The sequence below is a fragment of the Vibrio methylphosphonaticus genome (assembly GCF_023634655.1).
Taxonomy (GTDB): Bacteria; Pseudomonadota; Gammaproteobacteria; order Enterobacterales; family Vibrionaceae; genus Vibrio; species Vibrio methylphosphonaticus.
The window spans coordinates 201,017-213,787 of record NZ_JAMKMS010000008.1; the positions used below are offsets into that span (position 1 = coordinate 201,017).

A 12,771-nucleotide genomic window follows, 5' to 3' on the forward strand; every position below is an offset into this window, starting at 1 on the left:
ACTTAGCCCGTAAACTTATTAATGAAATAGTAAGGAATATAACCATGAAAAAGACACTACTAGCCGTATTACTTTCAATGACAGCAGCGTCAGCTATGGCAGAGATGGATCATTCAAAGATGGACCACGGTTCTATGAACCGTGAGAGCATGGACCACAGTAATATGAATAATGGAGATATGGACCATTCAAAAATGGATCACTCTATGATGAATATGGAGGGAATGTTGGATGTTGGTATGCCAGCAACAGGTGCAAAGCCAGATAAAGTGGTCCATGTTGTGTTGGCAGATGACATGACAATCAAGTTCAAAAAAGAAGTACAAATTGAACCGAATGATGTAGTTCAATTTGTGGTTATGAATGCTGGCAAGATTGATCACGAGTTCACTATTGGTTCAGCGAAAGAGCAACTTGAACATCGAGAAATGATGAAGAAAATGCCTCATCATATGCATGATTCTGGGAATGCAGTTACAGTAAAACCGGGTAAAGCTAAGCAGTTGTTTTGGCACTTCCACGGGGATAGCAAGGTTGAATTTGCATGCAATATTCCAGGGCATGCAGAAGCAGGCATGATTAAAAAAGTGAGTTTATAGGCGCTATAAAGGAGTTTAATGATGTTAAAGCGCTCATTCATGCTAGCGGGTATGTTTAGTGTGAGCTTGCATACCTATGCTTCGGAAGGCTCAATTTCTGCCGGTGAGTCCACTTTTCGTACTGTAGGTGGATATGGATGTATTGCGTGTCATGGGCTATACGGTCAAGGGGGAGGTAACGTTGGTGGGAACATCAGAGGTCGCTCCTTAAATGATCTGAAATATAGCCTAGAGTATGAACAAACAATGAAGCTTTTAGGCGATGCACTAAGTGAACAGGATAAGATAAACCTAGCAGATTACATGGAGTATCTTGGAGCGTTTCAATTAGTGGATTGGATGTATGAAGGCACCAAAGGGGCGCTGCTTTCAGTCTCTATAGATAGCGGTGAGAAGAGTCAGTTGGTGGTACTAAATAAAACGTTTGAGTCGATGTCAATTGATCTCTCCCCTTTGGCTGGTAAACATTTAACACTGCGTGTAGAGCCGTATGAAACTCAGTACTTTGAGTGGCTTCCTGAAAAGGGAGTATATGAGCTGAGTTATGGCGATGAAGCCGTCAGTATTAACGTAAAATAGATTTTAGTTAGGTAACTTTATGAGTAAAAAATTGAGACTTATTGCACTTTCATCTTTGATTTTGAGTTTTAACGTCTTTGCTAAGCCTGTTATTGAGCTTTATAAATCGCCTACTTGTGGTTGCTGCAAGGAATGGGCTGCAATTATGGAGAAGAAAGGCTATGAAGTGAATGTTAACCATGCTCGTGATTGGAGTGATGTCAAACAAGAGTTTGGTATGCCTAATCAACTGATGTCCTGCCATACAGCTGTCATTGATGGCTATATGATTGAAGGGCATGTTCCTGAGTCTGATATCAAACGTTTGCTTGAGGAGAAACCTGAAAATATTTCAGGAATTGCCGCTCCTGGTATGCCGCAGCATTCGCCGGGAATGGCACGACCAGGGCAAGAGTATAACGGCTTTAATGTGGTGTCTTTTGACAAGACAGGTCACATGAAGCTGTACAATAAGTACTAAAAGTCGATTAAGCATTTTGGGCTCTTGAGGTAAGAGAGGAGCTCTTTTATTAGTCTCCTAGAAGGTTAAAACCACCGACTTTAGTCGGTCAGCTTTAGCTATGATACTTTACAGCTTTGCACATAGTTGAAGTTGGATTGAAAGCACGAGAGCTAATCAGGCAAGTATGTCAAATGTTTGAAATCGACATACTCAAAGGGGTCAGCAAAGATCACGTGCATCTTTTGGTATTAGCCACCGAACGGATCCAAGTGAAACAATGATCGAAGAATATCTAGAGCATCATTTTGAGCCGAAGGTCGAAGATAACTTTCGAACTGAAAACGACTAACAACGGGTCTTTGACCCGTATCCGGACTTTCAGTCCGCAATACTAACCCACCTACTTTAGTAGGTGGTTGTTAAGTTAATTAAAAGCAGCACTTACACTAACTGCAACGAGCCCCCATCATTCCGCTTTATCCAAAAGTTTGTTAAGCGAGACTCGGGTTGACCAACCACTAAATGATTAGAAAGGACTGTCTCTTGTAACGCTCAAAAAGTTTCAAACTTTACTGTCATAATTCTGTTGTACAGAAGGTTATTGATCAATTTAGTTTCAAACTTTATTGTCACTTTTTGTATCTAGAGCTACTTGGTATTAAACCTTACAGGAGAGAAAAGTTTCAAACTTTAATGTCCTTCGACAATGGGTGTCGAAAGACAATAAAGATTGATCAGTTACAATAAAGTCTGGTCGTTTTTTAACCTCCTGCTAAGTTTCGCTTAGTCGGAGGTTTTTTTATGTCAGATGCAGATAAGTCACTCAATAAGAAAGACCAAAAACGTTTAGATGAAAATAGATTATTAGGTTTTTCTGAGGGTGGTAGGACGGGCTGGCTCGCTCGCGTAATGAGAGCTTGCTCCGAGAAAAGTGTTCGTTGGGACTTCTCAGTAAACGAAGATCATTGTTCAGTGGTGGTGGAAGTTAAACATCCTTTCAGTACCAAAACGTCGATGGTGAAACCGTGCTTAAAATTGAAAGTGAGTATGAGACCGCATGGATTGAAACTTTAGACAGAGCCATTAAGACAGTATCAACATAATAACCAAGGAAAGTAAGTGTTTATGCTCGGATAATGTAGTGAAGTAAAGTCAAATATAGGTCAAGCTCTTGGCTACTAAAGTTGGTGTCTTATTCAAAACGGGCGTTGTGCTTGGGTGAAAGCGATAATATCGAAAGTGCTGTCTTTGGTTAGAGGTTTTGTGTATTGGTGACAAATAGTTAACTGAGGATACCGAGAAAAATATAGCCAGCTCTTGGTGAAAGAGCTGGCCTTATCGTTATTCGTTGAGCGCCAGATTGAAGCTTTCAGGCTGCCAACTTTGAGTTCGCAAAGAATGCGAATACAAATTGTAGGTGATGGTGGTTTTGTTTCCATCTTGGTTGATACTGAATGTGATTTCGGTGTCGCTCCAAGAGATATCTTCAAGCAGAAGATCTGCATTTTGCGATAGGTCGTGAAGTACCATGGTGTTTAGCATGGTCGCATTGGAGCGAACCAGAGTATACGCGAGGTTTGATGTTGCTGGGTTATCTGGCGCTTCACCAATCAAGATATCACACGGCGAACTGAATACCATTTTTTGGCTAAATGGCGTTTGTCCTTCAATGGCGTAGCGATGGGAGTGCGCTGAAACCGAACTCAACTGACGTGTATTGGTCATTCGGTTTAGTGCGCCTGGCAACGGGTTAGCGCAAACCTCATAGCTGTCCATTTCGGTATGTTCACCGCGAATATGGTAGGTCAAATCCAACTGTTGCTGATGCGGATTGGCTATCAGGTTTGCTTCTACATACGCTTCGCCAACACAGAACAAGATACGCCTGAACATGACGTTCTGATATGACTGGCTATCCCACTGCTCGATGGTGTGGCTATCGACTTCTGCTGCTGGTTGATTCCAATCGGCAAGCGTATCTATGACTTTGCAAATTGGAGAGTCAGAGAAGTGAAGTAACGTTGGATCGATTGGCGATTGGTTCTGCTGATTCACAACAAGGGTGTTGTGCGTAGCGGTATTCTTGTAATAGCCGTAATGCAGCTCTGCGCCATACCCGGTGGTACCGAGATCGGGCAGTATCTCTTTGCCATTGCGAACAATGATCAAGCCTAATCGATCGTAGTGATCGTGTTCGCCACCATAAGGACTGTGCTTAACAAGCAGAGAATGATCATTGCTTTGGTCGTAATGAATCGTCACGCCCGCCTGAGCGGTGTGGATAGATTGACATTGCAGTGGCGCAGCCTTTGGAAGTTCATCTACACCGTAAAGTAGAGCATCGATGTTATCTCTTGAGATATTTTGATAGATGCTAGTAAGAACACTCGCAAACTCATCACAAGGGTACTGCGCGTAGGCAAACTCAAACAGGTGTGAGTGAGTAATGCGCTCTTGGCCGGCAATACAGTCATTGAGACGCGGGAAGTCGCCCGTATTAAGTACCAAGTTTAGTGGAAACTTGAGCATCTTAACAAAGTTAGAGTTGGAGCTCACGGAATGAGGCGTTGAGTAGGCGATTTTTTCAAAGTTTAACAGCGCTTGTAAGGCGTAGTAGTGATAGTGAATTGAGCCCTCAAACCACATTCCCTCTTCTGAGCAGCCGTGGTTAAGTTGATAGTGGATACCGTAGTTAGTATTCAGAGCAAAATCGATGTAGCGGCTCTCTTCGAGGATCAACCCAATCACACCAATGGTGGCGTTGATTTTCATTTCATGGTTGTGTAGCTGGTCAGTTCGGTATTCCATCAAAAACTCAGCCCCTTCACGAAGTAGGCGCTGCTCGATGTATGACTGCTCGTCGAGTGACAGTTGCTCACGAATGAAGTCATAACCGCGAGCAAGATCCAAGTGGCAGTTTGCCTCACATAAAGTCTGTGCATTCGCTTTGCCAGGACCGTTGTAGGGGATGCCACCATGAACTTCGTAGTCCGGATAGTATTTAGCGGATTGAAGCAAGATGTCTTTAACCTTATCGAAGAAACGTTGTTCTCCAGTCAGTTTCCAAAGCAAGCCAAGATCGTAGCACGCTTTTGCATTCAGGCCATTTAGCCATCGCCACCAGGCGCCATCATATGGTTCACCCGTGAACGCTTTACCATCAACTGGGCAGCAGTGCGAGAGTGGCTTTTCACGATCCCACGTTAGGCGAACGCCATGCTCAGGGCAAAAGTAATACAGGTTCCAGGTCGCACGACCGTCGGGCGGAACCAAGGTATCGCTATTGAGCACAACATGATTGTCTTCTATGAGTTGGGCGATAGTTTGCTCAGAAGCGCGCTGTTTGATGGATTGAATTTGTTGTTCGCTAAACTGGATCATTGAGCATCTCCTGTGAGTCTGGATTGAGGAAAATTAAAGTAGCGCTCTGCATTGTAATAACAGATGTTTTCTATGGTGTCTTTCAGTAGCGCTTCACTATTTGGAAGCTCTCCATTTTCGACCCAAGCGGCGAGTTGATTACAAAGTACACGGCGGAAATATTCGTGGCGACTCATCGAAAATACGTTGCGAGAGTCGGTCAACATACCTATGAACCGGCCTAGAGCACCTAAGTTCTTTAATGTGGTGAGCTGGGCTTCCATGCCGTCTTTATGGTCGTTAAACCACCATGCTGCGCCAAATTGGACTTTTCCAGCGGCGGAGTCACTGTCTTGAAAAGCACCGGCAATGCAACTAAGTAGTGCATTGTGATTTGGATTGATGCTGTAAAGCACCGTTTTTGGTAGCTGGTTGGTTAAATCTAATTGACTGAGAAGCTGGGTTAGATTTTCGGCAATAAGGCGATCATTCATCACGCTAAATCCGGTGCCACCGCCAAGCTCCTGTTTTCTGCGTTCGTTAACGTTAATCAATACACCAATGTGGAGTTGCATTGCCCAGCCACGGCTATGGTAGTGCTGACCTAACTGGTTGAACAGAAAAGAGCTAAGTTGTTTGCTTTCGATATCTTTAAGCACTTTCCCTGTTAGCAGCTTTTCAAATAGTTGATGAGCGGAATTATGTGAGCAATGTGCAAAATGCACTTGAGTGAGTCCAAGATCGGATAGTCGGCAGCCAGCGTTATGGAATGCTTCGATTCGCTTTGAAATCGCATTGAGAAAGTCATTGATGGATGCAATATGCAAAGAGGTCATCGTGCTTAATGTATCAATCATCTTGCGAAAAGCACTTGGCGATCCAAACGCAAATAGGTCGTCTGCTCTGAATGTAGGGAGCACCTCAACGTCAAAGTCGGACTCGGCAATCAGTTTGTGATAGTGAAGATCGGAGAGCGGTGAATCTGTAGTGCAAAGCGTAGTGACATGACACTGCTTCAACACACTCTGAGTTGTGAGCCTAGATGTGGCAAGTTCGGCTTCACAGTGTGACCAAATGGCATCGCAATTGTCCGGGTTTAATAATAGTGAGCAGTTGAAGAAACGCTCCAGCTCTAGGTGAGACCACTGATAAAGCGGGTTGCCGAGAAGATAAGGGGCGGTTTGACACCATTTCTCGAACTTTTTCTTGTCGGGCGCATCGCCGGTTATATAGTGTTCTTCAATTCCATTGCTGCGCATCGCTCGCCATAAATAGTGATCACTATGCAGCCAGCATTCAGCGATGTTACTCGCGCGATGGTTTTCCCAAATCTGTTTCGCATCTAGGTGATTGTGATAATCAATTATCGGCATAGCTTTGGCGTAGTCATGGAACAAGCGGCGAGCCAAATCTGAGGTTAAAAGAAAATCGTCGTGAATGTATTGGTTCATGGGTTTCATCTCGAAATACTTTTGAAAACTCAACGGTGTTAGCGGTGACGAGTGGATTGCTAAACGCAAAATAGGGGCTGGTGGCCAGCCCCTTGTCATTACGCTAACTTTGAGTCTGTAGGTCCACTACTTTGGTATCCTTGGCGCTTTTTAACAGTAAAGCACCAACAGTGAGTACCACGCCGCCACAGAACAAAAATGCCATGCGACCCCAGAATGGGTTTGGTATCAGTACCATACAGATAACTAACGAACCGAAGATTAAGATGAGCTTACCAAGCATGCTGCGCTGTTGGCGGTCGACGGCATCTTGTCCTTCTTCCTCGATGACAGGCGTAGCAACGTCAGTCCAAAACTCATTAAGTTCCGTTTTACGTTCGCCTTGTGGCTCTTTATAGAACTTAGTGGTTAGACAGAAGAATCCGCCAGTGAATACAAGGTGACCGATGATGCCATTCATTACCGTCAAGTCTGCCGCCTCACGGCTAGTGAAGCCACCCTCGATACCTAGAAGGTTCGCGATGACATCTGGTGTGATGACAAAACTCACCATATAAGAGACCACCATGCCGACTGTTAGCGTAGCCCAAGCTGCCCAATCAGGCGTCTTCTTAACGAACATGCCAAAGAACAGTGGAACTAGGATAGGCATTTGTAGCAATGTACTTACGTACATCATGGCATCAAATAGGCTCAATTCACGAAGGGAGTTGATGAATAGTGCAACTGCGATAATCAGAGCACCAAACACTATAGTGACGCCTTGGCTAACACGCATCAGTTTTTTCTCAGATGCATTCTTATTGATGATTGGGCTGTAGAAGTTACGAACGAAGACGCCAGCATTACGGTTAAGACCTGAGTCCATTGATGACATGGTCGCGGCAAAAACAGCTGACATTAGAAGGCCTACCATACCCACTGGCATGACACGCTCAACGAACACAAGATAAACGGCATCCGCTGCTTTGCCGCCGAGCGCGTCAGCGTGTACTAGCGCAGCGTCAGGGTAAAGGACAGCCGTTACCCATGGTGGCATAAACCAAATCGCAGGGCCAATCAGCATAAGAACAAACGCCAACAGTGCCGCTTTGCGCGCATTGGTGGAGTCTTTAGCGGTCAAGAATCGGTAAGAATCCTGCATGTTGTTGATGTTTTGAAGCTGTTTCACAAACATGAAGATGAACCATGCTACGAACAGTAGCGGGTAGTTCATGTTCGCACCCATTATTGAGTCTGCTGGGAATTGCTCAATTAAGTTGCTTGGACCTCCAATCTTGATGAGAGCTGCAACGGCACATACGACAGTTACCGCCATGATTACAACCATTTGCACAAAGTCGGACGCAACCACACCCCAAGAACCGCCGATCACGGAAATAAATAGAACAATCAGACCGGTGATGACGATGGTCGTTTCGATGTCGATATTGAAAACGGCACTAACAAACAGCGCTAGACCGTTTAGCCAAATACCAGTGTAAACAATGCTGGTTGGCATGGTTGCCCATGTAAATACCTGTTCGTTTGTCGTGCCAAAGCGGCGACGCACCCCTTCTACTGGAGTGACAACACGCATTTGACGGAAGCGGTAGGAGAAAAACAGCCAAGACAGCAAAAAACCGAACGCATTGGCCATGAAAATAACCATGATAGGGAAGCCATCGGTAAATGCTTTACCTGCTGCCCCGGTGAACGTCCAAGCGCTGAACTGAGTCATAAAGGCAGTTGAGCCGACCATCCACCAGAGCATTTTACCGCCCCCGCGAAAGTAGTCACTGGTCGAGCTGCCTGATAGACGCTTGAATATGACACCTACAGCGATCATGAAGACGAAGTAGACACCGACAACAACAATGTCAATATTCATAAAACTTACCTCTAAAATGAAAAATTGATTAGATAGAAATTAAAACGATGGTTCATTATTGCATTTGCAGCGTCGCAATTACCAACGAACTGTGGGTTTTTGTGATGAATGAAACGATTTTTCATTTTTTTATGTTGACTGTGACTTTTTCTTATTAGGTTTTTCAGCCCCCTATCTTGTCTACGCTTATGTGCTTATTAAGTCGGAGTTGGCTCGCTACTCATCCAATAGTAAACGCACACTGTGCCTTATCTTACTTGGTGATACATACAATAAAGGGTGAGTCATGGGTTAATAAATGAGTTACCTACAACCATATAAGAAACGGTTGATCTTGCCTGTTGCACATTCTTTGATCGCGGTAACACAAAATCACACAGTTAGAGATAATTAGTTACATAGCTCACATAATAACCTGGCTGGACTTTATAAAAACGTCATTTGTTTAATAATGAAACGGAGTTTTAAAAATTAGTCTAAAAATATATAAAATGTAAAAGGAGTTCAGAATGAATGTCGATATGCTCGTCGTGGGCGTTTACTTTATCTTTATGATAGCGATAGGCGTCATCTTTAAACGTTTCGCAGGTAGTTCTACCAGTGACTACTTTCGAGGCGGTGGTAAAATGCTCTGGTGGATGGTCGGCTCAACTGCCTTTATGACGCAATTTAGTGCTTGGACCTTTACGGGAGCGGCAGGTAAAGCCTTTACCGATGGTTTTCCCATTATGGTCGTATTTATGGCTAACGCATTTGGCTTTTTACTTTCTTGGTTATTCTTTTCATACCGTTTTCGCCAAATGCGAGTCGTAACACCGATTGAAGGCGTTCGTCGTCGTTTTGGTGCTACAAATGAGCAAGTATTTACTTGGGCGACCATGCCAACCAGCATCGTTTATACCGGTATTTGGCTAAATGGTTTGGCACTGTTTGTCAGCGCGGTATTCAAAGTAGATATTGAGACAACAATCGTTGTTACAGGTCTAATCGTCCTGTTTATTTCTGTTATCGGCGGCGCGTGGGGTGTTGTAGCATCCGACTTTGTTCAGATGGTGGTCATTATGGCCGTGACCGTAGTATGTGCTGTTGCCGCTCTAATTAAGATAGGTGGTCCTACGAACCTAATTGAACAGTTCCCTGCGGATTCGATCATGGGTTCAAATATGAACTATCCGCTGTTGTTCGTGGCATGGTTCATCTTCATGTTCGTGAAGCAGCTTCAAAACATCAACAACATGCAGGACTCTTATCGATTCTTAACAGCTAAAGATTCGACCAATGCTCGTAAAGCCGCGCTACTTGCGTTTGTTCTTATGCTGATTGGTCCTGCTATTTGGTTCTTGCCTCCTTGGGTGTCGGCAGTGATCTACCCAGATGCAGCCACAGTGCACGCAGCACAGCTAGGTAAAAAAGCAGCGGATGCGGTTTACTTGGTATTCGTTGAGAATGCGATGCCTGTTGGTATGGTTGGCCTACTTATGTCTGCGGTATTTGCCGCGACCATGTCTTCAATGGACTCTGGCCTTAACCGTAACTCCGGTATCTTTGTTCGTAACTTCTATGCACCAATCATTGATAAAAAGGCTGACGACAAGAAACTAATGCGTGTAAGCCAAGTGGTTACTGTGGTGTTTGGTGCTCTGATTATCGCAGTTGCCCTATTCATTAACTCTCTTCGTGGATTGAGCTTGTTCGATGCGATGATGTACGTCAGTACGCTACTGCAGATGCCAATATTGGTCCCATTATTCTTCGGTATCTTCATCAAGAAGACGCCAGATTGGGCGGCATGGGCAACATTGGCTGTCGGTATTATTGTCTCTTACCTTGTTAGTTTCGTGATTACTGCCGATGTTGTAGCAAACTGGCTGAACTTAGACACGCCATTTACGGGCCGTGAAGCGAAAGACCTAAAAGTCCTACTCGGTATCATGGGTCACTTGTTCATCACGGGTGGTTTCTTCTGCCTAACCACTAAGTTCTACAAAGAGCCAGTTGGTGAACGTGAATCTGAACTGACTGAGTTCTGGAGCGATGTTGCTACTCCTGTAGTAGAAGAAGCAGGTCAAGATGAACTGGATCGTCAACAACGCAACATGCTAGGCAAATTGATTCTTGTATTTGGTGTTCTAGTGACGCTAATGGTACTCATCCCGAATCCATTCTGGGGACGAATGGCCTTTGTCTTCTGTGGAGCGGTCATTGTGACGGTTGGTAGTTTGCTTCTGAAAAGTGCAAAACAAGCCGATAAGCTTACGACTAGTAGCGCCACATAATTCAAATCCCCCCCATGAGGAGCTACGCAGTTCACAGTAGCTCCTTTTTTTAACCAGTAACTAAAAGAAGTACATAATAAACGCGGAAGGGAGATCTAAACGTGAAAATGAACGTGAACACACTCGCCATACTTATTCCTCTAACCCTATATAGCGCATCTGGCATTTCAGCTCCAGGTTATAAACAAGGCGCAACGTTACCTACGACATTTCAAAATACTATCTACGCAGTTGATCACGGTGTTATCGTCGACGATGGCATCGATGATTCTGCTGCACTGCAAGCCATTATTGACAATGAGGTTACCGCTTCTACGAGTAAAAATACGGTGATAATACTGCCACAGGGCACTATTAACCTGAGTGATGAAATCCATATTGACAAGTCAGGGTTGGTTATCAAAGGGGCGGGAAGCGATCCAGCCACGGGTACTCAAATAGTCGTTAAGTCTTGGTCACCTTATGGTGTGGATGCGAGTAACGCCCCTGATTTTGATAAGAAATACTGGCCTGGTTTTGGCGTATTTCGTGTCGAAACTCGACAGAAGCATGTCAAGGAACCCGCTTACGAGGGGAGCGTCAACTTCCACTGGAAACACAGCATTGAGTTTGCACAACCTGCAAAAATGGGTGACAACACCATTGTACTAGAATCAGGAAAAGCCGGTGAGTTTAGTCAGGGCGATCTTATTTATGTCGGTGCCGCCAACGACAAAGCGTTTTTGGATAAAGGGCAAGTGCCAGAATCGAGAAGAAGTGGTAGTCACATAAAAACCGGTCACATGCGCACACAGATTTTTAAAGTGACAGCGGTAAACAGTGGCAACAATTCGGTCACCCTTGACGGCGGTCTAGAGTTTGATATTCCGCTAAACAATGAGAGTGGTTACAACAGCCGTGTCATGCCAGTCAGTGCGGTAGAAAACTTTGGTCTGCAAGACTTCTTTCTAACCATGGACACGAAAGGCAGCCATTGTGAGGGCTACAATCGCAACCAGTTTTCGGCGAGCAACCCTAATGGCGTCTTGTATCGATATGAGAACGTATGTGCACAAGATGCGATTCACGGCATCATTCTCAAGTGGGCGTATAACGGCTGGGTTGATAATGTCCGTATCGACATGATCGGTTCACATCCTATTGTCAGTGAGTTCGCCAAAGCAGTCACCATCTCCAACAACACGATCGACGGCTCGTGGAATAAGGGGGCTGGCGGAAATGGCTATGTTCGTGGCTCTAAGTTATACAACAGCTGGATCCACAATAACGATATTCGTAACATTCGACACCTCGCTCTCCAATGGTCAGCGACTGGAAATATCGTCGAGCACAATACACTGAATGTTGATATGAACTTCCACGGTGGCTGGGAGCGAAATAATTTGGTTCGCTTAAATCATATCGCCGTGCCGTACGAGCATCGCAGTTGGTCTAATGGGGCGCCAGAATCGGGGTCAACGTGGCAACCGATTTGGGTTGGCTCCGGCGACCACGCCAGTAAGTGGTCAGGACCGACAGGGCCTAATAATGTCCTAACCAACAATACACTGGAGAAAGCAAAGAGTTCGGGTGACAGTATTACTCGATGGGGGCTATTCGATGAACCTGATGTCGAGTACGCGCTCAATTGGGATGGCAGCCAGTACAAACATCTCAATATTAATGAAGAGCCAATAGCGACTTGGAATCAAGCGTTGGCAGAGGGCGTTCATCAGCAGATACCAACTTCTGGTGTCACTGTGGCTGGAGGTTCTTGGCCTCCGGAGGGGGTCGATCCAGAGGAGCCTGTTGATCCAGTCGATCCACCTGTGTCTGAAGGGTGTGATGTCGTCACCCAATATAGTTGGGGGCAGAAAATGGAGTTGGACTTATCCCAAGCAAGCTGTGTAGCGATTGATAGAGATCTCGCAGGAAAGACAGTGCAATTGTGGGACAGTGATGCAAATAATAGTTGTGATTTCAGGGGGACGTTATCCAGCATTGATGGTAGCGGCTCAGTTAACGTGACATCAAACTATGTGAGCAATAATACTCTAACAGGTAAGCTGGTTAAAGTGATACCAAATAATAATTGTCAGTATGTTAAATTTAGAGCTTATTAGATATCAGATGTTTCAATAAATATAAAAAAGGAGCTCATAAAGAGCTCCTTTTTTATATTTATTGAAACATCATTTCTTCCATATTATTTAAT

General features: G+C 44.7%; 8 protein-coding genes and 1 pseudogene. 6 read left to right on the top strand and 3 right to left on the bottom strand.

All coding sequences use genetic code 11. The annotated features are described in order from the left end of the window. Positions 1-44: 44 nt before the first annotated feature. From copI to M9196_RS11725, 4 genes and pseudogenes are all read left to right on the top strand, one after another. Positions 45-599 carry a copper-resistant cuproprotein CopI gene (gene copI / locus M9196_RS11710; protein ID WP_182287720.1) on the top strand — a complete coding sequence of 185 codons (555 nt, stop codon included), beginning with the start codon at positions 45-47 and terminating at the stop codon, positions 597-599. Positions 600-617: 18 nt separating this feature from the next. Next, the gene (locus M9196_RS11715) at positions 618-1,178 is read left to right on the top strand and encodes a hypothetical protein (protein WP_248368445.1); all 561 of its coding nucleotides are present in this window, start codon (positions 618-620) and stop codon (positions 1,176-1,178) included. A gap of 19 nt (positions 1,179-1,197) precedes the next feature. Further along, positions 1,198-1,638, top strand: coding sequence for a DUF411 domain-containing protein (locus M9196_RS11720; RefSeq protein ID WP_237304580.1), 441 nt, complete (start codon positions 1,198-1,200; stop codon positions 1,636-1,638). A 128-nt stretch (positions 1,639-1,766) separates the two neighbouring features. Continuing rightward, positions 1,767-1,969 (top strand): annotated as a pseudogene (locus M9196_RS11725) (transposase); the annotation flags it as partial. Between the two features lie 992 nt (positions 1,970-2,961). Here the strand turns inward: M9196_RS11725 and M9196_RS11730 are convergent. From M9196_RS11730 to M9196_RS11740, 3 genes are all read right to left on the bottom strand, one after another. After that, positions 2,962-5,001, bottom strand: a complete 2,040-nt coding sequence (locus tag M9196_RS11730; protein WP_250617724.1) for a heparinase II/III domain-containing protein — start codon at positions 4,999-5,001, stop codon at positions 2,962-2,964. Further along, on the bottom strand, positions 4,998-6,440 hold the full coding sequence (uxaC, locus tag M9196_RS11735; RefSeq protein WP_250617725.1) for a glucuronate isomerase: 1,443 nt from the start codon (positions 6,438-6,440) through the stop codon (positions 4,998-5,000). The genes M9196_RS11730 and uxaC overlap by 4 nt, the downstream gene beginning before the upstream one ends. 94 nt (positions 6,441-6,534) lie before the next feature. Then, a complete protein-coding gene (locus M9196_RS11740; protein WP_250617726.1) occupies positions 6,535-8,301 on the bottom strand; it encodes a sodium:solute symporter family protein in 1,767 nt (588 codons plus the stop codon). Positions 8,302-8,810: 509 nt separating this feature from the next. Between M9196_RS11740 and M9196_RS11745 the strand changes: the two genes are divergently transcribed. Both M9196_RS11745 and M9196_RS11750 read left to right on the top strand, forming a co-directional pair. Next, the gene (locus tag M9196_RS11745; protein ID WP_065677440.1) at positions 8,811-10,577 is read left to right on the top strand and encodes a sodium:solute symporter family protein; all 1,767 of its coding nucleotides are present in this window, start codon (positions 8,811-8,813) and stop codon (positions 10,575-10,577) included. A 101-nt stretch (positions 10,578-10,678) separates the two neighbouring features. Next, positions 10,679-12,679, top strand: coding sequence for a glycoside hydrolase family 55 protein (locus M9196_RS11750; protein ID WP_250617727.1), 2,001 nt, complete (start codon positions 10,679-10,681; stop codon positions 12,677-12,679). The last annotated feature ends 92 nt before the right edge of the window (positions 12,680-12,771 follow it).